The 26,244-nt window shown below is 62.2% G+C and carries 29 protein-coding genes and 1 pseudogene; 26 read left to right on the forward strand and 4 right to left on the reverse strand.

The window, feature by feature from the left end:
* Nucleotides 1–64: 64 nt before the first annotated feature.
* The 3 genes from soxZ to V7Q81_RS00210 all read right to left on the reverse strand — a co-directional run bounded on the left by soxZ (nt 65) and on the right by V7Q81_RS00210 (nt 2,568).
* The gene (gene soxZ, locus V7Q81_RS00200) at nt 65–376 is read right to left on the reverse strand and encodes a thiosulfate oxidation carrier complex protein SoxZ (protein ID WP_333839139.1); all 312 of its coding nucleotides are present in this window, start codon (nt 374–376) and stop codon (nt 65–67) included.
* A gap of 40 nt (nt 377–416) precedes the next feature.
* On the reverse strand, nt 417–887 hold the full coding sequence (gene soxY, locus V7Q81_RS00205) for a thiosulfate oxidation carrier protein SoxY (RefSeq protein WP_333839142.1): 471 nt from the start codon (nt 885–887) through the stop codon (nt 417–419).
* A 247-nt stretch (nt 888–1,134) separates the two neighbouring features.
* A complete protein-coding gene (locus tag V7Q81_RS00210) occupies nt 1,135–2,568 on the reverse strand; it encodes a M48 family metalloprotease (RefSeq protein ID WP_333839144.1) in 1,434 nt (477 codons plus the stop codon).
* 55 nt (nt 2,569–2,623) lie between these two features.
* Between V7Q81_RS00210 and moaC the strand changes: the two genes are divergently transcribed.
* The gene (gene moaC / locus V7Q81_RS00215; RefSeq protein ID WP_333839146.1) at nt 2,624–3,103 is read left to right on the forward strand and encodes a cyclic pyranopterin monophosphate synthase MoaC; all 480 of its coding nucleotides are present in this window, start codon (nt 2,624–2,626) and stop codon (nt 3,101–3,103) included.
* Nucleotides 3,104–3,139: 36 nt separating this feature from the next.
* Nucleotides 3,140–4,438, forward strand: coding sequence for a serine/threonine-protein kinase (locus tag V7Q81_RS00220; RefSeq protein WP_333839148.1), 1,299 nt, complete (start codon nt 3,140–3,142; stop codon nt 4,436–4,438).
* Nucleotides 4,439–4,495: 57 nt separating this feature from the next.
* Here the strand turns inward: V7Q81_RS00220 and V7Q81_RS00225 are convergent, their stop codons facing one another.
* On the reverse strand, nt 4,496–4,804 hold the full coding sequence (locus tag V7Q81_RS00225) for a hypothetical protein (RefSeq protein WP_333839151.1): 309 nt from the start codon (nt 4,802–4,804) through the stop codon (nt 4,496–4,498).
* A gap of 161 nt (nt 4,805–4,965) precedes the next feature.
* Here V7Q81_RS00225 and V7Q81_RS00230 point away from each other — a divergent pair, with 161 nt between their 5' ends.
* From V7Q81_RS00230 to V7Q81_RS00345, 24 genes and pseudogenes are all read left to right on the forward strand, one after another.
* Nucleotides 4,966–7,863 (forward strand): molybdopterin oxidoreductase family protein, encoded by a 2,898-nt coding sequence (locus V7Q81_RS00230; protein WP_333839153.1) that lies wholly within the window; start codon nt 4,966–4,968, stop codon nt 7,861–7,863.
* A 13-nt stretch (nt 7,864–7,876) separates the two neighbouring features.
* Nucleotides 7,877–8,608, forward strand: a complete 732-nt coding sequence (locus V7Q81_RS00235) for a 4Fe-4S dicluster domain-containing protein (protein WP_333839154.1) — start codon at nt 7,877–7,879, stop codon at nt 8,606–8,608.
* Nucleotides 8,609–8,696: 88 nt separating this feature from the next.
* Entirely contained in the window at nt 8,697–9,659 is a 963-nt protein-coding gene (locus V7Q81_RS00240; RefSeq protein ID WP_333839157.1) for a dimethyl sulfoxide reductase anchor subunit family protein, read from the forward strand.
* A 77-nt stretch (nt 9,660–9,736) separates the two neighbouring features.
* The gene (locus tag V7Q81_RS00245) at nt 9,737–10,060 is read left to right on the forward strand and encodes a rhodanese-like domain-containing protein (RefSeq protein WP_333839160.1); all 324 of its coding nucleotides are present in this window, start codon (nt 9,737–9,739) and stop codon (nt 10,058–10,060) included.
* A 67-nt stretch (nt 10,061–10,127) separates the two neighbouring features.
* Nucleotides 10,128–10,355 carry a sulfurtransferase TusA family protein gene (locus tag V7Q81_RS00250; RefSeq protein ID WP_333839162.1) on the forward strand — a complete coding sequence of 76 codons (228 nt, stop codon included), beginning with the start codon at nt 10,128–10,130 and terminating at the stop codon, nt 10,353–10,355.
* A gap of 56 nt (nt 10,356–10,411) precedes the next feature.
* On the forward strand, nt 10,412–10,924 hold the full coding sequence (gene dsrE2, locus V7Q81_RS00255) for a sulfur carrier protein DsrE2 (RefSeq protein WP_333839165.1): 513 nt from the start codon (nt 10,412–10,414) through the stop codon (nt 10,922–10,924).
* Nucleotides 10,925–11,131: 207 nt separating this feature from the next.
* Nucleotides 11,132–11,797: a 4Fe-4S dicluster domain-containing protein gene (locus tag V7Q81_RS00260; protein WP_333839209.1), complete on the forward strand. Its 666-nt coding sequence runs from the start codon at nt 11,132–11,134 to the stop codon at nt 11,795–11,797.
* Between the two features lie 34 nt (nt 11,798–11,831).
* Nucleotides 11,832–13,181: a heterodisulfide reductase-related iron-sulfur binding cluster gene (locus V7Q81_RS00265; RefSeq protein ID WP_333839167.1), complete on the forward strand. Its 1,350-nt coding sequence runs from the start codon at nt 11,832–11,834 to the stop codon at nt 13,179–13,181.
* Nucleotides 13,178–14,231, forward strand: a pseudogene (locus V7Q81_RS00270) (FAD-dependent oxidoreductase). Before V7Q81_RS00265 ends, V7Q81_RS00270 begins: the two are co-directional and overlap by 4 nt.
* On the forward strand, nt 14,203–15,075 hold the full coding sequence (locus V7Q81_RS00275) for a hypothetical protein (RefSeq protein ID WP_333839170.1): 873 nt from the start codon (nt 14,203–14,205) through the stop codon (nt 15,073–15,075). Before V7Q81_RS00270 ends, V7Q81_RS00275 begins: the two are co-directional and overlap by 29 nt.
* 20 nt (nt 15,076–15,095) lie before the next feature.
* Complete coding sequence (locus tag V7Q81_RS00280; protein WP_333839172.1) at nt 15,096–15,866, forward strand: 4Fe-4S dicluster domain-containing protein; 771 nt, start codon at nt 15,096–15,098, stop codon at nt 15,864–15,866.
* Nucleotides 15,867–15,886: 20 nt separating this feature from the next.
* Nucleotides 15,887–16,798, forward strand: coding sequence for a CoB--CoM heterodisulfide reductase iron-sulfur subunit B family protein (locus tag V7Q81_RS00285; RefSeq protein WP_333839175.1), 912 nt, complete (start codon nt 15,887–15,889; stop codon nt 16,796–16,798).
* A gap of 87 nt (nt 16,799–16,885) precedes the next feature.
* Nucleotides 16,886–17,332, forward strand: coding sequence for a glycine cleavage system protein H (locus V7Q81_RS00290; RefSeq protein WP_333839178.1), 447 nt, complete (start codon nt 16,886–16,888; stop codon nt 17,330–17,332).
* Nucleotides 17,332–17,727, forward strand: coding sequence for a DsrE family protein (locus tag V7Q81_RS00295; RefSeq protein ID WP_333839180.1), 396 nt, complete (start codon nt 17,332–17,334; stop codon nt 17,725–17,727). The genes V7Q81_RS00290 and V7Q81_RS00295 overlap by 1 nt, the downstream gene beginning before the upstream one ends.
* Before the next feature lie 25 nt (nt 17,728–17,752).
* Nucleotides 17,753–18,193, forward strand: a complete 441-nt coding sequence (locus V7Q81_RS00300) for a glycine cleavage system protein H (protein ID WP_333839182.1) — start codon at nt 17,753–17,755, stop codon at nt 18,191–18,193.
* A gap of 84 nt (nt 18,194–18,277) precedes the next feature.
* Entirely contained in the window at nt 18,278–19,435 is a 1,158-nt protein-coding gene (locus tag V7Q81_RS00305) for a radical SAM protein (protein WP_333839185.1), read from the forward strand.
* A gap of 10 nt (nt 19,436–19,445) precedes the next feature.
* A complete protein-coding gene (locus V7Q81_RS00310) occupies nt 19,446–20,531 on the forward strand; it encodes a lipoate--protein ligase family protein (protein WP_333839188.1) in 1,086 nt (361 codons plus the stop codon).
* Nucleotides 20,532–21,593, forward strand: a complete 1,062-nt coding sequence (locus V7Q81_RS00315; RefSeq protein ID WP_333839191.1) for an NAD(P)/FAD-dependent oxidoreductase — start codon at nt 20,532–20,534, stop codon at nt 21,591–21,593.
* Nucleotides 21,594–21,632: 39 nt separating this feature from the next.
* Entirely contained in the window at nt 21,633–21,932 is a 300-nt protein-coding gene (locus tag V7Q81_RS00320; RefSeq protein ID WP_333839193.1) for a hypothetical protein, read from the forward strand.
* Between the two features lie 4 nt (nt 21,933–21,936).
* Complete coding sequence (locus V7Q81_RS00325) at nt 21,937–22,422, forward strand: hypothetical protein (RefSeq protein WP_333839195.1); 486 nt, start codon at nt 21,937–21,939, stop codon at nt 22,420–22,422.
* Between the two features lie 12 nt (nt 22,423–22,434).
* Nucleotides 22,435–23,565: a radical SAM protein gene (locus V7Q81_RS00330; RefSeq protein ID WP_333839196.1), complete on the forward strand. Its 1,131-nt coding sequence runs from the start codon at nt 22,435–22,437 to the stop codon at nt 23,563–23,565.
* Nucleotides 23,566–23,706: 141 nt separating this feature from the next.
* On the forward strand, nt 23,707–25,044 hold the full coding sequence (locus V7Q81_RS00335) for an OmpP1/FadL family transporter (protein WP_333839198.1): 1,338 nt from the start codon (nt 23,707–23,709) through the stop codon (nt 25,042–25,044).
* A gap of 97 nt (nt 25,045–25,141) precedes the next feature.
* Nucleotides 25,142–25,657: an SCP2 sterol-binding domain-containing protein gene (locus V7Q81_RS00340; protein WP_333839201.1), complete on the forward strand. Its 516-nt coding sequence runs from the start codon at nt 25,142–25,144 to the stop codon at nt 25,655–25,657.
* Nucleotides 25,658–25,691: 34 nt separating this feature from the next.
* Nucleotides 25,692–26,117: a hypothetical protein gene (locus V7Q81_RS00345; protein WP_333839204.1), complete on the forward strand. Its 426-nt coding sequence runs from the start codon at nt 25,692–25,694 to the stop codon at nt 26,115–26,117.
* Nucleotides 26,118–26,244: the final 127 nt, after the last annotated feature.

Genomic DNA, 26,244 nt, shown 5'->3' on the forward strand with positions numbered 1-26,244 from the left:
GGCTTACGCCAGAATGGTGGTCGGCTGGCGCATGGCTCTCCTGCGGAAAGCCCAGCCTGGCCGATCAGCCAACGGTGGTCTCGATGCTGTCGGATTCGCCCTTGTTGTCGATCCAGCTCACCTTCACCTTGTCGCCTGCCTTGGCGCCCTTCACCCGGAAGCCCAAGAACGGGTTCCTGGAAACCGCCTGGCTCCACTGAGCATCCAGGACCGGTTTGCCGTTAAGCGTGGCGGTCACATTGGTGATGAAGTGGGCGGGAACAGGTTGACCGGTCTTGGGGTCCTTGCGCTGGCCGGTTTCCATGGGATGGTTGATCAGCAATTTCACGTCGGCCACGTCGCCCTGCATGGTGGCCCGGATTTTCATGCTCGCCATGATGTCGTCCTCCTGGGAATCGCTCTTTTGCGAGTACCGGTTAGCCGCCGCACCCGCCGATGGTGACCTTGACCTCTTTCGAGGCCACATAATGCTTTCCACCCGCGGTCACCAGCGCCATCACATTGGAGGTCTGGCCCATCTTGATGCGAAAGCTCACATAACCTTCCGCCCCGTTGCCCAGGTTAAAACTGCCGGTCAGCGGGAACGGGTTTTTCTCTGCGATCACGGCGATGCGCTCGGTTCCGGCGATCTTGCTGGTCACCTCCACAGGTACCACGGCGCCGTTTTCGGCGATGTCGGGGGCCTTGATCACGATGTCGGCAGACTCGATCGGAGCGCCAACGCCGATCGTCTTCAGCACATCCTCCACCTTTTTCGCCTCGAAAGCGGCCTTGTTCCATTCGGCTGCCAAGACGGCTTTGGGCCGAATCAACCCCGCTGCCGCGGCCACTGCCAGGGTGCCTGCGGCTCCCGTGCCTTTCAGGATCGCTCTACGCAATGGATTCATGGCTCTCTCCTCCTTTGGCCGGACTGCGGATCCGACACTCTTCCTGGGACAAAGAATTAGCATAACTTAATTTTCTGCGACGTCAAAGCCCCGGTCGCCCGAAAAAAATCGCTTTCCTTTCCAATAGTTATGCCTAATTCGAGGATAAACTCCGTTTATGGCACTTGGGTTCTTGCAATAGCCTGCGTCCCGTTGCAGGGTCAATATAGTAAACGCACCTGCTAGACAAAAAATTCCCTGAGTCCTTTCAACGGACCGCTTCCCGTTGCAGGGCTGCCAGCTCTCGCCGCAACTCCCGCAGCCGGGCCTCGACGATGGAGAGTTGATAAAAGTCTCCTCCGCTACGAGCGGCAAGCTCTAACTGCTGCACGGCGCCGCTCAGGTCTCCTTCCCGGACATAGGCTTCCGCCTGGGCACGATGGGCGGCGAGCGGCTCCCCCCGTGCCCCGTGCGCTTCGGCCTGTAGCCGGTAGAGGCGGGGATCGTCGGGGAAGTATTCGAGCTGGCTCGAGACGAACCGCACCGCCGCCTCGGCTTGTCCGTCGGCGAGAAGCGCCCGGGCGTAATCGTAAACAAGGGCCCGGTGTTGGGGGAAAGTGGCTAAGGCTTTCCGGTAGTGTTCGAGTGCTTCCGAGCGCTTTCCCTGGGCGAGGAGCAGTTCGCCCGCCAGCGTTTCCACCATCGGGTGGGCCGGGAAGTGGCCGCGCAGCGCCTTAAGTTCTGCCTCGGCCCGGGAAAGCTGCTGGGCCCGGACCAGCGCCCGCGCCAACCCATAGCGGGTCGCCATTTCGTGGGCGTACTTTTTCTCCCTGATCCATGCCTCGAAGTCCCTTACCGCATCCAGGGCTGGGCCTTGCATGGCTTGCAGCTTGGCGCGGATCAGGAAAAAGTCAGCGCTGTCCGGCACCTGCCGGTAGGGCAGAGACTGGACTCGGTTCTGGATGTCGGCGATGCGCTCGTAGGTGAGGGGGTGGGTACGCAGGTAGGCTGGAGCCGCCGATTCCTGAAACCGGCCCGCCCGCTGCAGCTTTTCGAAAAAAGCGGGCATGGCACGGGGGTCGAAGCCGGCGCGCTCCAGGATTTGGAGCCCGACCCGGTCAGCCTCCCGTTCCGCGTCCCGGGAGAAGTTGAGTTGGGCCTGGATCGCCGCCGCCTGGGAAGTGACGATGGCTGCTTCGGCCACCTGCGGGTTGGAGCGGGCGGCCAGGATGGCAAGCGCCAGCGCCGCCAGCGTAGGCAGGGTGGCTTGCTCTTGTTTGGCGATCATGCGGGCGATGTGGTGCTGGGTGACGTGGGCGATTTCGTGGGCAAGCACCCCAGCCACCTCCGACTCGGACTGGGCGGCAAGCAATAGCCCCGTGTGCACGATGATCACTCCGCCTACGAACGCGGCGGCGTTGATAGAGGGATCCTTGATCAGGAAAAAGCGGAAGTTCTGGCGCGCCCCCGGGCTGTTAGCGACTAGGCGATGGCCCAGGGCGTTCAAGTAGTCGGAGAGCTCCGCATCGTCCACCAGGGCGGGGCTGCGCCGGATTTCTCGGACGATTTCGTCGGCGATACGCTGCTCGAGCTGGGGGCTCAATTGGGCGGCCGCGGTGTCTCCCAGCTCCGGCAGTTGCTGGGCGCTCACCACGGCCGCTGCCCCCAGGCACACACCCACGATCAGGTGACGCAGTTTCATACTGCTCGGTATGATTGGGACAGGCGGGCGGAGTTCAATCGATGGAGGCGCTATCATGACACAGGGACTGACCCATTTCGACGCGAGCGGCCAGGCCCACATGGTGGATGTGGGGGAAAAAGCGGAAACCCGCCGCGTGGCGCGGGCAGCGGGGACGATCTGCATGCGGCCAGAGACGCTGAAACTCATCCTGGAAGGCGGGGCCAAGAAGGGCGACGTGCTGGCAGTGGCCCGCATCGCCGGCATCCAAGCGTCCAAGCGCACGGCAGAGCTCATTCCCCTATGCCACCCCGTGGCCCTCACTCGCATCCAGGTGGAGTTCGTCATCGACGAGAAGCGCAGCGCCGTCGATTGCCAGGTGACCGCCGAGACCGTGGGGCGCACGGGCGTGGAAATGGAGGCGCTCACCGCGGTGAGCGTCGCTCTGCTTACGGTCTACGACATGTGCAAGGCGGTGGACCGGGGCATGCGGCTGGAGGCAATCCGGCTGCTCGAGAAGCAGGGCGGCAAGTCGGGCCATTGGATCGGGAGTTGAGCTCTCTCCTTTCGACTTTGTCGCGCGGGGGTGGCGATGGACAAGATCGGCAAATACCAGGTGGTGCGCAAGATCGGCAGCGGCGCCACCAGCGCTGTCTACCTGTGCCTCGACCCCTTCACCCAGCGGGAGGTGGCGATCAAGCTGATCTACCCCGAGGCGCTCAAGGACAAGGCCAAGGGCAAGCTCTACCGCAAGCTGTTTCTGACCGAGGCTTCCCTCGCGGGCAAGCTCAAACACCCCCACATCGTCGAGATCATCGACGCGGTGGTGGAGGAAGAGCAAAGCTATATCGTCATGGAATACGTGCCGGGCTCCACCCTGGAGCGGTTTTGCGAGGTGGACAGCCTGCTCCCCCTCTCTGACGTGATCGAGATCATTTACAAGTGCTGCAAGGCCCTCGACTACGCCCAGCGCCACGGCGTGATCCACCGGGACATCAAGCCGGCTAACATCCTCCTTCCCGGCGGCACGGACATCAAGATCTCGGACTTCGGGGCGGCCATCACGGCGGACTCCCTGCATACCACCCAGATCAGCGCCGTGGGCTCGCCCGCCTACATGTCGCCCCAACAGATCAAGGAACATCCGCTCACTCACCAGACCGACATCTACTCCCTGGGCGTGGTGATGTACAAGGCCCTCACGGGACGGCTTCCCTTCAGCGCCAGCACCAACGTGAGCATGATCTACCAGATTCTGAACGCCGAGCCGCCCAAGCCGAGCAGCCTGCGGCCGGAGATTCCCCCGGCTCTGGACGCGGTCGTGCTCAAGGCCATGGCCAAGGACTTGGAGGGGCGCTACCAGTCGTGGGAACAGTTCGCCCGCGACCTGGCGAACGTCCACGAGCTGGTGAAAGGCTCGGTGCAGGAGATCTCAGACACCGAAAAATTCAATGCCCTGCGCTCTCTCCCGTTCTTTCGGGAGTTTACGGATGTGGAGCTATGGGAAGTCGTGCGCATCAGTTCGTGGCACCGTTATCCCCAAGGCACCACGCTGATCCGCGAGGGCGACAGCGGCAGCTCGTTTTACGTCCTCACCTCGGGCGAAGTGAGCGTCACCGTGGATGGAAAGCTGCTCAACATGCTCAAAGCGGGGGACTGCTTCGGGGAGATGGCCTATCTCGCCCGGCGCGCGTTTACTCGCTCCGCCACGGTGGCTACGCTCACCGAGGTGACGGTGGTGGAAATCGACGCCGAGATGTTGAACAACGCCTCCGTGGCCTGCCGCCAGAAGTTCAATGGTGCCTTCCTGGGCATCCTGGTGGATCGGCTGGCCATGGCCAACGCACGGCTCTCCCAACTCCTCGCCGAGCGCCAGATCACGCTGCTTTGAGCGTCTGGGGATAGATGGTTCGTACAGCGGCTGCCGGGGAAGGGGTAACCCTAGCGCTCATTTTCCCAGCGCCGGAGAGCTGAAATAGTGCTCCATCAGGCTGCGGTCCCGCCACAGCTTTTCGTCTAGGAGTGCAGCCGGGACTTTATACCGATGCGCTGGGTCCACGGGCATCTCCTGGACGATGCGCTCGATGTCCTCATAGGCAATTTTTCGCAGCAGCCCCCCTCCCGAGGTCTCGCGGACGATCATGAATTTCTCGTAGGTGCGCAAGACGTGGAAATTCGCCGGCCGAGTCTTGCCGGTGGCGGCATCGCGCCATGTCACTGTATAGCGGGTGTCCTCCTTGAAGTGGCTCTTGTCCACGGTGGCCTCCGTGCATTAGGAAATGCTAATTTAGCATAGTGGGCCTGCTGCCTCAATCGACCTTATTCCCTATAAAAGAGAAGGGCGAGGTCTATAAAAAAATTCCTTTGCTGAGAACGATTTTGTTTTGCACAATAGCAACCTTTTCGCGATTCCTACCCATGAGCGCAGTTCCGTCCGAGCGTTTCCCCGAGCCGGTCCGGGAGGTGAAGGCCACCACCTGCTACATGTGCGCCTGCCGCTGCGGCATCCGGGTGCACGTGGTGAACGGCGAGGTGCGCTACATCGAGGGCAATCCGGCCCATCCCCTGAACAAAGGCGTCATTTGCGCCAAGGGATCCTCCGGCATCATGAAGCAGTACTCTCCGGCCCGGCTCACCCGTCCCCTCTTACGCAAGGCGGGCGCCGAGCGGGGTAGCGGCCAGTTCGAACCCATCTCCTGGGAGCAGGCCTTCTCCATCTTGGAGGAGCGGCTGCGAAAAATCCGGGAAACCGACCCCAAGAAGTTTGCCTTGTTCACCGGCCGCGACCAGATGCAGGCCCTCACGGGTCTCTTCGCCAAGCAGTTCGGCACTCCCAACTACGCCGCCCATGGCGGCTTCTGCTCGGTGAACATGGCAGCGGGCCTGATCTATACCATCGGCGGCTCTTTCTGGGAATTCGGTGGCCCGGACTTGGAGCGAGCCAGGCTGTTCGTGATGATCGGCACGGCGGAGGATCATCATTCTAATCCCCTCAAGATCGCCATCTCCAAGTTCAAGCGTTCCGGCGGGCGATTTATCTCCATCAACCCCGTGCGCACCGGCTACTCCGCTATCGCCGATGAATGGGTACCTGTGAAACCCGGCACCGACGGGGCGCTGCTGCTTGCCATCGTCCACGAGATCATTGCCCAGGGGCTCTACGATCGGCAGTTCCTCACCCGCTACACCAACGCGGCCCAATTGGTGAACGTGGATGAGACCTCCGACAAGTATGGGCTGTTCGTTCGGGTGAACGAGGAGGAGGTGGACTATGCGAGCTGCATCGATCCCCAGAACAAGCTATGGTGGGACCGCTTCACCAACAGGGCTGTGCTGAGCCACACTGAGGGGGCGGACCCGTACCTCTTGGGCAGCTTCAAACTGCCTGACGGCACACCGGTCAAGCCCGCGTTCCAGCTTCTAGAGGAGCGGGTGCGGCCGTATACGCCGGAGTGGGCGGAAGGCATCAGCGGCGTGCCCGCTGCCACCATCCGGCGGCTCGCGTATGAAATGGGCATCACCGCCAGGGACGAGAGAATCGAGCTGCCCATTCCATGGACCGACAGCTGGGGCCAGGAACACGAATCGGTTACCGGCAACCCGGTGGCGTTCCATGCCATGCGGGGTCTCGCTGCGCATTCCAACGGCTTTCACACCATCCGGGCCCTCGGCATCCTGATGACCTTGCTTGGCACCATCGATCGTCCCGGCGGTTTTCGCCACAAGGCCCCGTTTCCGCGGCCCATTCCCCCTTGTGCGAAGACCCCTACCGGCCCGGAGGCGGTACAACCCGGCAAGCCCCTGGGGGGCATGGCCCTCGGCTGGCCCGCCGGCCCCGACGATCTCTTTGTCAACCCCGATGGCTCGCCGGTGCGAATCGACAAAGGGTTCTCTTGGGAGTATCCCTTGTCGGTGCACGGGCTCATGCACAACGTCATCACCAACGCCTGGCGTGGTGACCCGTACCGCATTGACACGCTGCTTATCTTCATGGCCAACATGGCCTGGAACTCCACCATGAACACGGTGGAAGTGCGCAGGATGCTCAACGACAAAGACGAAAACGGTGAATACAAGATTCCGTTCCTGGTGGTGTGCGATGCATTCCAGTCAGAGATGGTGGCCTACGCCGACCTGGTACTGCCCGACACCACCTATCTTGAGCGCCACGACGTGATGTCCATGCTGGACCGGCCCATCTCCGAGTTCGATGGTCCAGTGGATGCGGTGCGCATCCCTGTGGTGCCGCCCAAGGGGGAATGCAAGCCGTTCCAAGAGGTACTGATCGAGTTGGCGAGTCGGTTGAAGCTGCCTGCCTTCGTGAACGCCGACGGCTCGCGCAAATTCCGCGACTACCCAGATTTCATCATCAATTACGAAACGGAGCCCGGCTCTGGGATCGGTTTCCTCGCTGGCTGGCGGGGCAGGGGGGGCGAGAAGTTTATGCGCGGCGAGCCCAACCCCCGGCAATGGGAGATGTACGCCAAGAACAATTGTGTCTTCCACTACAAGCTGCCGCCGAGCTATCAGTACATGCGCAACTGGAACAAGGGCTACTTGGAGTGGGCCCAGCGGGCGCGCATCATCCGCTACTCGGACCCGATCCTGATCCACGTGTACTCCGAGGTGCTGCAAAAGTTCCGCCTGGCGGCCCAGGGCAAGTGGCCCGGGCGCAAACCGCCAGCCCACCTGAAAAAGCGGATCGAAACCTACTTCGATCCGCTGCCCTTCTATTACGAGCCGCTGGAGACCCGGGTTACGGATACCGGGCGCTATCCGCTCAACGCCGTCACCCAACGGCCCATGGCCATGTACCACTCCTGGGACTCCCAGAACGCCTGGCTGCGGCAGATCCATACCCACAACTACCTGTTCGTCAACCCCCGCGCTGCCCGCGCCCAGGGCATCGAAGACGGAGATTGGATCTGGGTGGAAAGCCCGTGGGGTCGGGTACGCTGCATGTGCCGCTTCAGCGAGGCGGTGGAGCCTGGTACGGTGTGGACTTGGAACGCCATTGGCAAGGCGGCCGGGGCTTGGCATCTCGCCCCCGATGCCAACGAGTTCCGCAAGGGATTCCTACTGAACCCACTGATCACCGAGGAGCTGCCCGACCTGGAAGGCGCACGCGTGTCCAATTCCGATCCGGTGACCGGTCAGGCCGACTGGTACGACGTGCGGGTGCGCATCTACAAAGCTGCCGCGGACGAACCCAGGGAGGTTTGGCCCCAGTACGACCCGGTGCCGCCAGCGCCTGGGACCGTCCCGGCAAGACCCCGCTGGCTAGCGTTCGTGGCGGGAAGGGGAGAGTGGAAGTGACGGAGATTCTCCCATGACGCAGCTTGCCTTGGTGATCGACCTGAACGTGTGCGTGGGCTGCCACGCCTGCGTCACGAGCTGCAAGGAGTGGAACACTTCGGGTCAGGCCGGCTATCTGTCGGATGACCGGCCCTACGAGGCCGACCCGACTGGCTGCTTCTTCAACCGAGTCCAGACCTTCGAGGTGGGGGAGTATCCCCACACGGAAACCGTGCATTTCCCCAAGTCTTGCCTGCACTGTGAGGACCCGCCTTGCGTGCCGGTGTGTCCCACCGGTGCCAGTTACAAACGGGCGGAGGACGGCATCGTCCTAGTGGACTACGACAAGTGCATCGGCTGCAAATACTGCTCCTGGGCCTGCCCCTATGGCGTGCGGGAGCTGGACGAGCACCAGAAGGTGATGAAGAAGTGCACCTTGTGCGTAGACCGCATCTACGATGAGCGACTCCCGCCTGCGGAGCGCCAGCCCGCCTGCGTGCTCGCTTGCCCCACCCACGCACGGCTGTTCGGCGACATTCATGATCCCGAATCGGAGGTATCCAGGGCGATCCGGGAAAACGCCGGCTATACCCTGATGCCGGAATGGGGTACCCGCCCCGCCAACCACTATCTGCCGCGGCGCAAGACCCGGCTGGAAATCCGGGCCGAGGATCTGCAGCGGGCCGACAATCCCCTCAAGATCGACGGCAAGCTGCCCAAGCCCGCCCTGAAAGAACCCTCCCTGGACGATGTGACGAGCTGGTAAGACCTGGGCGCGTCCGCCGTCCCGCCGATGCCACCGGTGCGCATGGGTCGGCGAGCCAGGACCGCCCGCTGGCACGAAAACCGAACCCATGCATCCCCCCTTTTCCGTCATCTTCCTGACGACCCTGATCGGCGCCGGCCAGGGGTTGTATATGGCCCTCTATTTCGTCGATCTGGGCGCTCGGCTTGAAAAGCTCCCACCCATGGACGACGTCTCCTTCCATGCCTTAGGCGGGCTCATCACCCTCGTGCTTCTTGCCGCAGGCCTCCTCGCTTCTTTTTTCCACTTGGGGCATCCCGAACGGGCGTGGCGCTCCGCCGCCCGATGGCGCACCTCTTGGCTTTCCCGGGAGGTGATCGTGCTGCCCTTGTTCATGGCCCTTGTCTTCCTGTGGAGTCTGGGCAAGTGGCTCGGCTGGCCCGGCATGGCGCTTCTCGGGGTCGTGACCGTAATCGTTTCTGTGGCACTTTTCGTGTGCACGGGCATGATCTATGCGAGCATCAAATTTCTCCAGGAATGGCATTCGCCGCTTACGGTGGTGAACTATCTCCTGCTTGGCTCGGCCTCCGGTTTCACCTTGAGCACGGCCTGGGCGGCCTGGCATGGACAAAGCAATGTCATCTTCCTGGGCGCCTGCGCCATGGCCCTCACCCTGACTGCCTTCCTCACCCGCAGCGCTGCCCTGGTGCGCAATGCCCGCTTGAAGCCCAAATCGTCCCTCCAGAGCGCCATCGGCGTTCGCCACAGCCGGATCGTGCAGAAGTCCCAGGGATTCATGGGGGGCTCCTTCAATACCCGGGAGTTTTTCCATGGGAAGCCCCCGGCGGTCCTCAAACACGTCAAATGGGCGTTTCTGCTACTCGCTTTCCTCGTGCCCCTCATTCTCCTGGCTGCAGGCCTGTACGCCATGGCCGCCGGCCAGCAGGGGCCCTCTTTTTCCCTGCTGGCGGCCGCCTTCGCCGTTCAATACTTAGGCTTGGTGGCGGAACGCTGGTTTTTCTTCGCCCAGGCCAATCATCCACAAAATCTTTATTATCAAGTAGTTTCTTGAGGGCTGAGGGAAGGCTTTCCACCTTGCTCCCAGAGGGAAGACGCATTAGAATTTTCTAATATCTTGGATTTTGAACGATGCACCGGGTCCGCGAGATCGAAAGCCATGAACTTGCTGCCTTGACCGCTCGGGGCCCGGTGCAGCTTCTGGACGTGCGTACCGGGGAAGAAGTGGCACGGGGCATGATCGAAGGGGCGATACACATCCCGCTGGCGTTGCTGCCCCTGCGGGTAGGCGAGCTGGACCCGGGCACGGTCACGGTCGTCTATTGCCGATCGGGCGCTCGTTCGGCTCAGGCGTGCGCTTATCTCGCAGCCCAGGGATTTGCTCATTCGTATAATTTGAAAGGTGGGATACTCGAATGGGTACGCTCGGGTGGTACCGTGGCCCTGCCGGGCTGAACCTGAAGTGTCCCGTGTTTGTTCGAGGACTTTACATCGGTTGTTCGATCATCTGGAAGGAGACACCATGAATTTCGACAAGGAACTGGATGCTCGCGGCCTCAACTGCCCGCTGCCCATCCTGCGCACCAAAAAATCCCTAGCCGACATGAAATCCGGGCAGATCCTCAAGATCTTGGCGACCGATCCGGGCTCGGTGAAGGACTTCCAGGCCTTTTCCAAGCAAACCGGCAATGAGCTATTGAACTCGACGGAAGTCAACGGCGAATTCCATTTCTGGCTCAAGAAGAAATAGCCCACTGCCGATCGCCCACCGCCGGGCCGCACGCAAATGGACGGGAGGAGGATTCGATGGACGAGCAAAAGAAGCTCGCGCTGATTGCCACCAAGGGCACCCTCGACTGGGCGTATCCGCCCTTCATTCTCGCGTCGACCGGCGCTGCTCTGGGCTACGAGGTGAAGATATTTTTCACTTTCTATGGCCTGCAGTTGCTGCGCAAGGACCTCTCGGACCTGAAGGTGAGCCCTCTGGGCAACCCGGCCATGCCCATGAAGATGCCCTTCGGTCCCAAGTGGTTTCGCAGCATCAACTGGAAAATTCCCAACGCGGTGCAGGCCTTGGTCCCCGGTTTCGAGTCCCTGGCGAGTGCCCTCATGAAACAGACGATCCGGCAAAAAGGAGTCGCCCCGATTCCGGAACTGCGGGAGCTGTGCTTGGAGGCAGGGGTGACTTTTATCGGCTGCGAAATGACGGTGGATCTCTTCGGCTTCAGTCACGAGGACTTTATCGACGGCATCGAGTATGGGGGTGCCGCCACCTTCTTCGAATTTGCCGGGGAGTCGGACGTGTGCTTGTTCATTTGAGGTTCGAAGCGGCGGGAATCGGGAAGCCTCTTGGCACGCACCGAACTCCTTGATTCGATCATAAGGAAATTCGATCGATTCCGGGGGTTGTAACCGACAGCCGGCTGGCTTACTATTGCAATATTAGCAGCTTCTAATAATCCATCTCGTTCAGGACGGCTACTCGTCCTTTCTGGTGAGGAGGCATCGATGGCGACGTACGCCGAGATGCAGGAGATCTTCGACGATATCCGTAGCGATTTTCGCTACGACCACGAGCTGAACGGCTGTCTCAACTGCGGCATCTGCACCGCCACCTGTCCCTCGGCCCAGTTCTACGATTACAGCCCTCGGGAAATCGTCCAGCTCCTGTGGACCGAGAACGTGGAACAGATCTACGACGCGATGCAGGAGAAGATCTGGGCCTGTGCTCAGTGCATGACCTGCGCCGCGCGCTGCCCGTTCAAGAATTCGCCCGGGGGACTGGTGGCCATCATGCGGGAAGTGGCCATCAAGCATGGGATGCAGTCGGCGAAGGATGTGCTGCGCCCCTTTGGGCGGGTGATGCTCAAGCTCATCACCACCGGCAACCAGCTCTCGCCGGATATGATTCAGCCGGATCATTTCCCTGATTGGGGTCCCAACATCCAGAAGGTGGAAGGCGACCTGAAGACCCTGCGCAAGGCGATTCCGATGAAGACTCTCCAGACGACCGAAACGGCCTGGGAGGTCTCTCTCAAGACGTCCATCGAGATGTACACCATCTGGGAGATGACTGGCGTCCTCAAGTCCCTGGAAACGATGGACGAAAACCTGTACGACGTGATCGAGGACTTCATCGACGAGAAGAAAGAGGAATACGAGGAGTGGCTCGAGGAACAGGAGCAGGACTAATCCGGGCGCCGCACACCTTATAGGAGACATGAACATGAGCAACCCGTTTTCTCTTCCCTCTGACGGTAGCGGCATCGCCGGCCACGGGTCGTTCTTCCAGCCGACCAACCTATCCAAGGAGGAGGCCGAAAAGGCTACCGAGTGGGTGCGCAAGCACGTGGATCGGCGCACCATCGATTTGGGCGAGCGCATGGATGATGTGCGCGAGCATTTGTGGGAGCTGGAAAAGGATGGCGAGATCATCGTCCACCGCGTGACCGACGCCCATCAGCCGATAGAGGTGCAGACGCTCTTCGGCTGGACCAAGAAAATTCCCACGGTGCGGCTCTGGCACCACAAATCCTGCGGCCAGTGCGGCAACATTCCGGGCTATCCGACGTCCTTGCTCTGGACCATGAATCAGCTCGGGTTTGTCCCTGGACGGGACTATCTGGACGAAACTGACCAGACTTCCTGCACCGCCTGGAACTACCACGGCTCGGGCATCGGCAACGTAGAGTCCCTCGCCGCCGTTTTTCTGCGCAATTTCCACCAGGCTTACGTCTCCGGCAAGCAGCACGGCCACGACCTGGGACACTTCTATCCCCTGGTCCACTGCGGTACATCCTTCGGCAACTACAAGGAGATCCGCAAGTACCTGCTCGAATCCGCCGAGCTGCGGGAGCGGGTGAAGAAGATCCTGGCCAAGCTCGGGCGCTTGGTGGACGGCAAGCTGGTGATTCCGGAGGAGATCGTGCACTACTCCGAGTGGGTGCATGTGATGCGCCATCGCATCGCCTCGGAGCTGCAGAAGATCGACGTTTCCCACATCCGCGTTGTCATGCACGCTGCCTGCCACTACTACAAGATGGTTCACGAAGACGCGATCTACGACCCGACGGTCCTGGGGGGCAACCGTACCGCGGTGGGCACCTCCGTCGCCCAGGCCCTCGGCGCCCAGGTGATCGATTATTCCACCTGGTACGACTGCTGTGGCTTCGGCTTCCGTCATATCATCTCCGAGCGGGAGTTCACCCGTTCCTTCACCATGGATCGCAAGATTCGGGTGGCAGTGGAGGAAGCCAAGGCCGACGTGATGATCGGCAACGACACAGGGTGCATCACCACCATGGATAAAAACCAGTGGATCGGACGCGCCCACGGCCAGAACTTCCAGATTCCGGTGATGGCCGACATTCAGTTCGCGGCGCTTGCCTGCGGGGCCGACCCGTTCAAGATCGTGCAGCTCCAGTGGCACGCAAGCCCGTGCGAGGAGCTGGTGGAAAAGATGGGCATCTCCTGGACCGAAGCGAAAAGGAACTTTGAGGCCTACCTCCAGGAGGTCAAGGCCGGCCGGATCGAGCACCTCTACGACCCCAAACTCGCTGGGAGCATGGCGGCATGACGGAAAAGACTGTGCTAGTGGTGGGCGGGCCCCACCGGGTTGTCGGCAGCGGCGGCGGTGGCTTCGGTGGGCCAGCGGGTCGTGCTGGTAGAAAAGGAGAATATTTTGGGGGGCGCGCCGATCCTCTCCGGCTACGCCAAGCTAGTCCCCTCCGGGGAATGGGCCAAAGATGCCATCGGTCGCATGGTCAAGCGCGTGGTGGAGAATCCGCTGGTCACCGTTCACAAGGGGACCAAGGTGACGAAGGTAGAGGGCAGCCACGGCGACTTCACGGCGACGCTGTCCAATGGCCAGACGATCAAGTGCGGCGCTATCATCCTCGGTACCGGCTTCACCCACTTTGACTCCATCAACAAACCCGAATGGGGTTTCGGCACCTTCGAGGACGTGGTGACCACCACCCAAGTGGAGCAGATGGTGGCCGCTGGCAAAATCTATTGTCCGTCCGACGGACGGGTACCGGAACGGGTGGCGATCTTGCTGTGCGTGGGTTCCCGTGACCGGCAGATCGGGCGGGAGTGGTGCTCCAAGATCTGTTGCACCGTTTCCGCCAATCTGGCGATAGAGATCAAGGAGATCTCCCCCAAGACGGACGTTTTCATCTACTACATGGACATCCGTACCTTCGGGCTGTACGAGGACAAGTATTACTGGAAATCCCAGGAAGAGTTCAAGACCAAGTTCGTGAAGGCGCGCATCGCCGAGGTCACTCAAGGACCTGACGGCCGGCTCTTGGTGAAAGGGGAGGATACCCTGGTCAAGCGCCCCATCGTGATCCCCATGGACCTAGTGGTCCACGCCATCGGCATGGACCCGAATCTGGACAATCCAGAAATCGCTCGGGTGTTTGGAGTGGGGCTGGAGAAGCATGGCTTCCTCGAGCGCGGCGAGCACTACACCAGCTCCTTCAGCAGCACCCGTCGCGGCATTTACGTGGGCGGGGCCGCCCTCGGGCCCGAAGACATCGATACCTGCGTCTCCCACGGCCTGGCGATGGCCATGAGGGCGGTCGGAGACCTAAATGCTTTGGTTCACAAAGCAGCGGCGTGAGCTGCCAGCGTCCGAGCGCGACCTGATCGCGCCCGCCGAGCTGCCGGTCGCGCTGGACGATCGGCTGTTTGTTCAGCATCTGGCCGCCCTGCAGGTGAGCCTGGAGGCGAGTGGCGGGATCGAGGCATGCCTGGAGCGGCTCGATGCCAAGCAGCGGCTTTTTGCCGAACTTTTGGGCAAGGGTCGCTGGGCAGGCGTGACGCTCTCCGACACGGAGCGGCTCCTAGGCACCGTGTTTACCGCACGCAGACGCCTCTATCCCTTGCTTGCAGCGGCCGGAGAGGAGTGGCTGCGGCAAGCGCTGCAGACGCTGCTGGAAGGCCCGGGAGAAGTACGCGGGCGGATGGAGCGCTTCGCTGCGGAACTGGTCGTGGCGGCTCGGGATGTTCCCGAAGATGCTCGGCACGCTGCCAAGGCCCGGCGCGCGGCTTTCGATTTCGCCGCCGAGACGCTGCACTTTCTCGACCCGGTGCGCTATCCCCTCATGAGCCGCTGGGTGTGGGATCCGGCGACCCGTAGCGGCGCGCTACGGGAGTTCGTCCGGGAGCGCGACGCCGCGGGCAGTGCGATGCTCGACGCCAGCCCGGAGACGTTCGAGGGCGCACGGGTGTGGCTGAAGGCACGAATCGCCGAGCAAGGGGTGTTCCGAGATGTGCATTTCTGGATCGACTTGATGCTGGCCCAGGCCTACGTGACCTACCTGCGCTCAGTGGCCGAAGGCAACTTGGGAGGTGACTTTGGCCGCGGGGCCCAGCCGGGGGAGCAGTTGAGGAAGCTACTGGGCATCGACTGCTTTGATGGCCGGACGCGGGTGAAAAAGTCCGTATCGGGCGAGCGAAGCTGAAGCGAGGAGCAGGTAAAACCATGCCGATACACGAGAAAGCGCTGCTGGCACCGGAGCAGGTGCTACAGGCGGACAAGCTGGTGGTGGACGGGGTGGACGTTTCCGGGCACTGGAACACCATGATCCTGCCGCGGACGCTCACCGACTACGACGAAGATTTCGAGAAGACCATCCAGGCGTACGGGGGCGGCGAGAACGTACACCGTTGCTGGCAGTGCGGATCGTGCACCAATTCCTGCACTATGTATGCCATCAACATCGATTTCAACCCTCGCTATTGGATCTACCTGGTGCGCTTGGGTCTCAAGGACGAGCTGCTCAAAGACAAAGATATCATCTGGCAATGCGTCTCGTGCAACAAGTGCACCAATATTTGCCCGAAAGATGTGCGGCCGGAAGGGGTGATGAAGGCCATTCAGCACTGGATGGAAGACCAGGGCTACGTGTCGAAAGCCCCTTCCACTCTGTTTGACGAAGAGTTCACCCGCCAGTGCCTGGAGCGAGGGCGCATCGAGGACTCGGAAGTATTGCTCAACTTTTTCAAGCAGACCCGCCAGAACTTGTGGCAACTCGCCACCCGGGGCTGGTTGGGCATTTTCGTCGCTCGCATGAATAAGTGGACCGAGCTTAAAAAGGGTCGCATCGGCCACTACCTTGCCCGCATGCCGATCCTCATGCCGCTCGCCATGGCATGGCACTTGGTGTTCAAGCCGCGCACCCGCTCGTGGGGCCGCACCGGCGAGATCCTACGCCGGTACGTGGAGGAGCAGAAGCGTATCGCCCATGGTTGAGACTTCCCGAGGAGATCGTGATGTCTAAGGTTGCCTATTACCCCGGCTGTGCGCTGGAAGGCTCCGGCGGCCCCTACGACCGCTCCACCCGGGCGCTGGTGAAAGCGCTGGAGCTCCAGATGCACGATCTGGAGGACTGGAACTGTTGCGGAGCCATGGAGGTGAAGAACGTCCATCCTATGCTCCAGACCTACATGTCGGCACGCAACCTGGCGATCGCCAGTGAGAAGATGGGCTTTGATACCGTGATGGCACCCTGCAATGGCTGCTATCACAACCTGAAGAAGGCCGAGTACGAACTCGCTACTTCCGAAGAAGCGCTCAAGACCGTGCAGGATCTGGCCCGGCAGGCTGACGATCCGGTGTACAAGGGGGACGTACGCACTCTTCATTTGCTCGAGTGGCTCATGGAAGAGTTGGGTCCGGAGGGCATCAAGGCGCGTCTCAAGAAGAGCCTGAACGGCATCAAGGTGGCCAACTACTATGGCTGTATGTATACGCGTCCACGGCAGATCTTCCCGGAGAAAGACCGGGGACCGGGTTCCGAGTCCACCCACAAGCCCCACTTCATGGACGATCTGCTTGCGGCGGCCGGGGCGGTGAACGTGGATTTTCCTTTGAAGACTGCCTGTTGTGGTGGTGCCCACACCCTGTCCGACGCGGATACCTCCACCCAACTGGTCCTGAACCTGCTGCAGGCGGCCGAGGAAGCAGGGGCCGAGGTCATCGCCACCGAATGCCCCACCTGCCATTCCGGACTGGAGATGCACCAGGTGCGTGCCGAAACCCAGTTCGGGATCAAGACCAACGTGAAGATCCTGTATTTCACCCAGCTCTTGGGTCTGGCCATGGGGTTGTCGGCGAGAAAGCTCGGGATTCACGAGAACGTGAGCGACTCTCTGGATTTCCTGCACGAAAAGGGGATTATCTGAGCTTGCGGTGAGGGACGGTCGGCGATAGATGCTCCTGCACAGCCGGCACGCGTGCCTTGTGCCGAAGGCTGAGGTAAGCTGACCGCCATGGAATGCAATGGCTGCGAGTTCCGACCCGAGCTGTATTACGATGGGGAATACCAGATCTGGATCCGTGTGGAGAACGACGGGACGGTATCCGTGGGTATGACCGACCTCTCCCAGACCATTGCGGGTCGGATCTTGCATGTGCGGGTACGCCGCCCGGGGACGCTGCGCCCCGCGGGCAAGCCGGTGGCCACCATCGAAAGCGGCAAGTGGGCGGGTCCCGTACCCAATCCCTTCGATTGCACCATCGAGGCGGCCAACCCAGAGGTGCTAAACGATCCGGCGCTGCTCAATCGTGCTCCCTTCGACGCCTGGATTGCGCGGGTGCGGCCCGCCGCCAGTCTAGAACAAGCCCTCGAGGGCTTGGTCACCGGTGAGGCAGCCCGTGCGGGCTACTGCACCCGCGCCCGGCGCGAGGACATCCGCTGCGAAAGGCCCGCGTCCTGATGGCCGAATCCCATTACCTGGACCACGGGGAACAGCGGGTAGTCATCGTGATGACCAGCGGTCCCAGCATGCCCCACCGCTGCGCCACGCCGTTTTATATTGGGGCTCTCCTTGCCTCCATGGACGCGGAGGTGCATATCTTCCTGACCATGGAGGGGGTGCTGCTCGCCCAAAGGGGTGTACCCGAAAATTTGACCGCCATGAAAGGTGGTAAGAAAATCATCGAGTTCATGCGCGAGGCGAAGGCGGCGGGCGTCAGGCTACACCTGTGCAAGCCGGCGATGCCGGGCTACGAGCTGGAAGTGGAGGAGGTGATCGACGAAGTGGACGAGATCTCTCCTGCCGGCGCCTTGGCGGACCTGATCCTCGGCTGCGACAAGACCATGTTTTTCTGAACGACGCGAATAAAGGGGAAGCGACATGGCGACCGTGCGAGGCTGCAACTTTCCTGACGACTTGTACTACAACGTGGAAAACAACGTGTGGGCACGCCGGGAGGCGGATGGCACCCTCACCGTCGGCCTGACCAGCTATGCCTGCTCACTGGCGGGGGAGATCGTTTCGTACACGCCAAAAAAGGTGGGCAAGAGCGTGGAAGTCAACAAGTCCGTGTGCACCGTGGAGTCGGGCAAGTGGGTCGGTCCGGTAAAGGCCCCAGTCTCGGGCGAGGTGGTCGCTATTAACGATGCGGTTCAGGCGAAGCCGGGCACCATCAACGCGGATCCCTACGGGGCGGGTTGGCTGGTCAAAATGAAGCCGAGCCAGTGGGATGCGGAGTCGGCGAATCTCCTGACGGGAGCGGCTGCCGCTCAGGCCTTCGAGGCCAAGATGCAGGCCGACGGCTTCGGTGGTTGCGCTTGAGCATGGGAGCGCACCCGCCGGGACACAAAGGCACGGAAAAACGTTTTTTCCCCTTCCCTATACCTCCGCGGGGAAAAAGGTTGTATGTCCCAATGGCTGAGCATCGTTGAGCGCGTGGAGGCGCTGCAAGACCTAGAGCTGGATACCCGGCTCGTCGAGAGCATGGCCGCTCGCCATGGCGCGCTCAGGGGCGAGCGTGTGGATGGGATCAATTTCTACACCCCCACATTCAAGGCTTATTCCACCTCGGAGATCGCCAGTTGCGGCAAGAGCGCCTGGCCCGCCGTGTCCATCACCGGAGCCGAATGCAAGCTCGCTTGCGACCATTGCAAGGCCAAAATCCTCGAGCCCATGATCCCTGCCCGGACCCCCGATGCCCTGTGGCGGGTGGTGAACGAGCAGATCGCTGCGGGCGCCCGGGGCATGCTGCTCACCGGCGGCTCCAATCACCGCAATGAGGTGGAGTACGGGCCTTTCTACCCTGTGATCCGGCGCATCAAGGACACGTTTCCCGCCTTCAAGATCGCTCTGCACACGGCGCTCGTGAATCGGGACATCGCGCGGCGCATGGAAGATTCTGGAATCGATGCCGCGATGATGGACGTGATCGGTGCCCAGGACACCATCCGTCAGGTCTATCACTTGCGCCGTGACGTGGAGGACTTCGAGGCGTCTCTGGCGTGCCTGACCGAAACTTCCCTCAAGGTGGTGCCCCATATCGTGATCGGCCTCCACTACGGGCGGCTCCTGGGAGAGTGGAACGCCTTGGAGATGCTCAAGCGCCACCCGCCCGATGCGCTCGTGCTGGTGGTGGTGATGCCCTTTTACGCGCCGGCGCACCGCCCTTTCGTGACACCGGATCCTAAAGAGGTGGGAGCCTTTTTCATGGACGCCCGAGAGGCCCTACCCGACACTCCGATCCTCCTGGGTTGCGCCCGCCCGGCGGGCCGCGCCAAGACCGAAATCGATGTCTATGCTGTGCTTGCCGGGCTGAACGGCATCGCCCATCCGGCGGACGGCATGGTGGAGCTGGCGGTGCGCCTGGGACGGGACGTTCGGGTGACACCTGCCTGCTGCTCCATCGCCGTGGGCGACGAAGTGCTCGGGCTGGAGAGCTACAGCAGTGGTCTCACGATCGACATCGATCGTGTAATCGAAGAGGAACGGCGGCGCAGACGAGCTCCGGCCGGCGCCGGTAGGCTCGCCGGAATCCGGGTCGTGGTATCGGCATCGCCGGGCTAAAGGAGGGTAGGTGGCCCCAATCTGGCGCTTGCTCGATACGGGGGTTCGCCGGGCGGCGGAGAACGTGGCTCTCAATCGGGCCCTGCTGGAAGCGCGCCAGGCGGGGGAAGCCCCTCCCACGCTGCGGTTTCTCCAGTTTCTCCCCGCAGCCCTGCTCGGCTACCACCAGAGCGCCGAGCAGGAGCTCGATCTGGAGCGCTGCGCCGCCGAGGGTGTTGCCGTGCAACGGCGCATCACCGGCGGGGGCGCCATCTACATGGACCAAGGCCAGCTCGGCTGGGAGCTCTATCTCTCCCGCCAGGAGCTGGGAACGGCGGACATGGGCGCCATCGCCCGGCGCATCTGCGAGGCGGCGGCGGAAGGCATCCGCGCCCTTGGCGTGGATGCCCAGTACCGGCCCCGCAACGACATCGAGGTGGGCGGGCGCAAGATCTCCGGCACGGGCGGCGCTTTCGATGGAGAGGCGCTCATGTACCAGGGAACCCTGCTAATCGAGTTCGACGTGGAGCGCATGCTGCGGCTGCTGCGCATTCCCGCGGATAAGCTCTCGGACAAAGCGATCAGCTCCGCCCGGGAACGGGTGACGAGCCTCGCCGAGCTGCTGGGCGCTGCACCCTCCCTTGCGGGCATCAAGGCCCGTCTCGCTGAGGCCTTCGCCCGATCCTTCGGCGTCGATTTCGTTCCCTCGGGGCTTACGCCGCCGGAGGAGGCCCGCTACCGCCAGGCCCTGGCGGAAATGGATCATCCCGACTGGGTGCACCTGCTCACCCGCCCCAGGGCAGAGCAGCCCTTGCTGGAAGCGGCGGAGAAATTCCCTGGGGGATTGGTGCGCGCCGCCGTCCTTTATGACGCCACGGGCGGGCGGGTGAAGCAGGTCTGGTTCACTGGAGACTTTTTCGTGCGACCGAGGCGAGCGGTGATGGACCTGGAAGCCCACCTGAAAGACGTGCCCCTGGATCGCCTGGAAGAGCGGGTGGAGGCCTTTTTCGCCGGGCGGTCGGTCGACCTGCTCATGCTGAGGCCTGCCGATTTTGCCCAGGTGGTGCGCAAAGCGCTTGCCTCCCGATATGCCACCGCCCGTGAGGAGCCCTCTTGAATGACCCAGCGTTGTGATCTCCTGGTGGTGGGTTTGGGTCCGGCGGGAGGCGCTGCCGCAGGAACGGCGGCGCGCCGGGGACTTCGGGTGATCGCCCTGGAGCGCAAGCGGGTGGTGGGATTGCCGGTGCAATGCGCAGAATTCGTGCCTCTCCCCCTCGGCCGCTGGACCCGAGACCCGGGGGTGTGCTTGCAGCGGATCGAAGCTATGGAAAGCGAGCTGCTCTCGGGGCATCGGGAGCGCACCCCTTTCCCGGGCCTGATGGTAGACCGGGCGGCCTTCGACCAAGCCATCGTCCGGGCGGCCCGCGACGCGGGTGCCCAGGTGCAGACGGGTACGCGCCTCGTCGGCATCGACCTGTCGCGGCGGCGAGCGTGGGCAGAAGGGCCCGATGGGCCCCTGGAGGTAGAGTTCAAGCTCCTGGTAGCTGCGGACGGGCCCCGGTCCCGGGTGGCTCAGGCTTTGGGATTCCCACCCCTGGAATGCGTGGAGACTCGGCAATACACCGTACCCCTTACTCAGCCTAGCGCGGTCACCGAAGTTTGGCTCTCGAATGACTATCCCGGCGGTTATGCATGGTTATTCCCCAAGGGTCCCTGGGCCAACCTGGGATTGGGCTTGGACCGGGCCTTTGCGCCCGACTTGAAAGAGCCCTTGGAAGCGCTCCATCGGCAGTTGCAGGAAGAGGGCCGGGTCGGCCGCGAGATCGTATCCCGTACGGGAGGTTTGATTCCCGTAGGCGGATTGCGTCGGCAACTGGTGGAGGGCCCCCTGCTTTTTGCCGGTGACGCGGCCGGATTGACTCACCCTATCACGGGGGCCGGGATTGCGGCGGCGGTCATATCCGGCGAGCGGGCGGGCGAAGCCGCAGCCCGCTACTTGGGCGGGCAGGCGCAGGCGCTAGAGGATTTCGAAGAAGACGTGCGCGACCAATTCCAGACATCGATCGAGCGCGCGGTCGAGCGACGGCGCTGGCTCGACGAACGGTGGCATACGCCTGCCGCCAGGGTCGATGCCACGTATCGGAGGGGATGGATCGCATTCGGCGAATACTTTGCTTGACTCAACGGCCATCAGAGCCGAGCCTAAAGGAGGGGGAGAGTGAAATTTGATATCACCTTTTTTATCAGCGTTGCCGCGATTCTGGTGATGTTCTATTGCTTGAGCCTGGTCCTGGTATTGAGGGGAAGCATACCCGGTGGCGTCGTCGGCAGAACCTGGCGGCTCCTGACGCTCCTCGTAATGCTATTCACCGTGGGCTACCTGGCGACGCCATTTTTCCCGCTGTTGCCCCCGGACGTGGCCAACCTGATCGTGTCGTTGATCTTCCTGTTCGGAGCGGTCTATGTAGTGATCACGGTGCGCCTCATCTACCGCATCATCGAGGAGCTCTCGGGGTGAGTGCATGGACTCGAACAGCATTCTGGTCAAGACCACCAAGGGCCGGGACGAGATCGAGACCCGGCGCCACGGACTCGGTGTCCGACTACGGCAGGCCCTGATCCTGGTGGACGGACGTTCTACGGTAGCTCAACTGGTGACCAGAGCAGCGGGGTTGGGGGACATCGCGCCTTTGTTGCAGCAGCTGTACCGCGACGGGTTCATCGAGGTCGTCGGCGCACCGCTGCAAACAGGAGCCGACGCACTGCCGGCAAGTCCTGAAGCGGCCGCTTCGGCCAAGCAGGCCCTGATTGCCGTGGCCCGGGCGGTGCTCGGTGCCCAGGCGGGTAGGGTGGTCCAGCGGTTGGAGGACGCCGAGGAGACGCCACGGGCGCTGGCAACGGCCGTGGACGGTTGTTACAAACTGATTCGCCTAGTGATCGACGAAGCCAAGGCGGAAGAATTTCACCGGCGTGCCGCCGACATCGTCGCCCGGCTAGGAAAGACGTGACGAGGACCCAGGATGAACGCAACGCACGAACCCGTTCAACCCATCCGTTTCTACCGTCCTAACTACCACATCAAAACGCCTCAGATGCGTTCGCCGGAGTACGTGCAGATGAGCACGGCGGCGGCCATCACCCTGGGGCTCATCCCAGGAAAAATGCACCGCACGGCCTGCACCCATTGCCTGAACCTGCTGGTCACCTATCCGGAGGGCTGCCGGGCCAATTGCGCTTACTGCGGGCTCGCCCGGCACCGGGAGGAGGCGCGGGATTACGCTGACCGCAATTTCATCCGCGTGGACTGGCCAACCGTACGCTATGACGAAGTGATCGAACGGGTAAAGGCCGCGCAAGACCGGGGCCAGTTTCAGCGCATGTGCATTTCCATGATCACCCATCCGAATTCGGACCAGGACACCTTCGTTCTCCTGGAAAAATGGGTGCGGGAAATCCAGCACATTCCGGTGTCCATCCTGTCCAATCCCACCACCATGGACAAGGAGGACTTGAGGCGCTTGAAGGCCATGGGGGCGGACATTTTCACCGTGGCCTTGGACGCGTGCACGCCGGCCATCTTCGACCGCCTCCGGGGCAAGGGGGTGGACAGCCCTCACAAGTGGGAAAAATACTGGCAGGCGATCGAATGGGCGGCCGAGGTGTTCGGTCCGGAGAAATTCGGCGCCCACCTCATCTGCGGCCTGGGGGAGACGGAACGGGAGATTCTAGAAGTGGCACAGCGGATCAAGGACCTGGGGGGGCACAACCACATGTTTGCCTTCTTCCCGGAGCGGGGTTCTCTCATGGAGGACTGGCCCCCGGTGGACCGGGCCCAGTGGCGCCGGGTGCAACTTGCCCGCTTCATCATCGATTACGCGGGCGGGCGCGTGGATGCCATGCGGTTCGACGACGCGGGCCGGGTGATCGACTTTGGGCTTCCCGAGGAGGAGCTGGAGCTCCTCATCCGCTCCGGTAAGCCTTTTCGCACCTCCGGCTGCCCAGGCAAGGACGACGAGGAGGTTTCCGCCTGCAACCGTCCCTATGGGGATTCCAGCCCCACCGATATCCGCTCGTTCCCGTTTGCCCTGAATCGGCGGGACGTGGCCATCGTCCGGCGCCAGCTACGGGGCGAGAACGTGGGCACCTACTGAGTAAATAAACGGAATAGCCCTTACCCGGGCATTGGGGCGGGGCTGACATTAGCACTCAATAATATTGAAATTTAATAAATGGCATCCTAGGATGTTTAAGAAACTTACGGCCCGTTCGGGCCATCTTCAGGAGGACCCACTATGAGGAGACAGCGGAATACCCTGGCCACGGCCTTGACCCTCGGCTGCGCCTGCCTCTCCGGCGCTGCCCTTGCCACCGACGGCTACTTCCAGGAAGGCTACGGCATGAAAAACAAAGGCATGGGGGGCGCGGCCACGGCCCGGGCCGTCGATGCCTTTGGCGGCGCGAACAATCCCGCCAGCATGGCCTTCCTGGGTAATCGCCTGGACGTGGGCCTCGGCGCCATGGTCTTCAGCCCGATCCGGGAGTCGAGCCGCTTCGGCAGCGGGCCGGCGGGCCTCGACGGGACCGCGGAAAGCGACCGGAACTTCTTTTTGGTTCCCGAGTTTGGGGTGAACTGGATGTTTAGCCCCACGCTCGCGCTGGGGGTGACCGTGTACGGAAATGGCGGCATGAACACCGATTATCCCGGCGGCCAGATTCCAGCGGCAAGCGCCTGTGCCTTTTTCAACCCGGGCCCGTCCAGCTACAACCTGCTGTGCGGCGAAGGCCGCTTGGGCGTCGATCTCGCCCAGGTGATCATCGCCCCCACCCTGGCCTACAAGTTCCATCCCAATCATTCCATCGGTGTGGCGCCTCTTCTCGCTGGCCAGCGCTTCGCGGCGAAGGGGCTCCAGGCCTTCGCTCCCTTTTCCACCGACCCGGCCCACTTCACCAACCGGGGACATGACACCTCCGTCGGTGCGGGGGTGCGCGTGGGCTACTTCGGCAGGCTTACCCCCAGCTTCTCGGTAGGTGCTGCCTACTCGACCAAGATCTACATGGATGAGTTCGACAAGTACAAAGGCTTGTTTGCCGAGCAGGGGGATTTCGACATCCCGGAAAACTACAACGTGGGGATCGCCTGGCAAGCGACTCCGAAGCTGACCATCGCCTTCGACTATCAGCGCATCAACTATAGTGACGTGAAATCGGTGGGTAATCCCAGCAGCCTGCTGCTCGGTTGCGTCGGGGGTAATCTCTCCAACTGCCTGGGGGGCTCGAACGGAGCGGGCTTCGGCTGGCAGGATGTCAACGTGTTCAAGCTGGGCTTCGAGTATCAGTACAACCCGCGCTGGACCTTCCGCGCCGGCTACAACCGCAGCGACAACCCTATTCGGGCCGAGGACGTCACCATCAACATCCTGGCGCCCGGGGTGATCCGGGACCACGTGACCTTGGGAGCGACCTACACGACCCCTACAGGCGGCGAATGGACCTTCTTCTACATGCACGCCTTCAATCATGGGGTGACCGGCCAATCCATGTTCACCAGCTTCGGCGCGCCTCCCACTACGACCGAGACCATCAAGATGCATCAAAATTCGGTCGGCATCGCCTATAGCTGGAAGATGTGAGGGAGAAGGCCGCGGTCGGATTCAAGCGCCGCGGCCGGCATAGCGCCGCCGTGGCCTTGGCCGGAGGGGACAGGACGCGCGCCAGGGAGGTGATCGCATGGATATCGCAGGAAGGCTATTCACGCTGGTTCTGATGGTGGCAAGTGGGACGGCAGGGGCGGCACCGGTCATGATGTCAGCTGAATGGGCCGATGCCTTGTGCGCAGCGTGGAACAACGATCCCGTGCTGCAAAACAAGCTGGTCGAATCGGGCTGGGTCAACAACCACAAGGGGCGAGGTTACAAGGTCATGCAGCTCTACCGGGACGACTGCCCGGAAAGCCCCCGCGTCGAGCTCCGAGTCGCGGAGAAAGACGGCAAGGCGACCTGCGTCTATGGCGGTAGGGCGCACTCGCCGCTGGATGACTCGACCGACTACCTGATGTGGGCGAGCACCCAGCGCTGGCAGGAAATGGGACGTGGCGACTATGGTCCCATGCGGGCCATGCTGTTCGGGCGGCTCCATTTCCAGGGACCCATGGGAGAAGCGATGGGCAATATGGGACCCTTCGCCAGCTTCTTGCTGCTGGTGGGCAAGGTGTCGGGGGACGCCTCTTCCTGCCCTGCGCGGTAAAATGGGGACATCTTTCGAGGATGTCCCCTGCGAGATGAAGCAGATTAACCTCACCGATGTGAGCCGGCTTAAGAACGAGCTGGCCAAGTACAAGAAGGGAAAGAAGCTCGACATTGCCCATTTCAACCAGGCGGCCCGGCTGGCCTGGCTCGGCAAGATCGTTTTGTGCCCCCTGGATCCGGAAGATCCCGACTGCCAGGCGTATCTCCTGTACCTGCCCCAACCGGAAGAGCTGGTGGCTCAGATCTTGACGTTGGATGAGGTGGACCAGAACGGTCACCCCTTCATCGGACGCATCCACGTGTTGGATGCGGAACAGGGACGGCATCTGGCGAACATCTTCCGCGAAGGGATGGAAGCCCGCGTCCGGTCTTTGGAGGAGCTGGAGCGGCGGGACTTCTACTTTGCCTGCTTTTTCGAAACCCATCCTCCCGAGGGCCCGACAGACGTCCAGCGCTGACCCGGGTCGGGTGCGGTCGCGGGTGCAAAATGGGGGAGCCGATGGAGAGAGCGCGGCTGATCGACCTGGGGCTCGTGAGCGGGCGGGATTTGCACGCCGCCTACGCCGCCGTCGCCCAATGCATGGG

This window comes from Pelomicrobium sp. (assembly GCF_036803785.1).
GTDB lineage: Bacteria > Pseudomonadota > Gammaproteobacteria > Burkholderiales > UBA6910 > Pelomicrobium.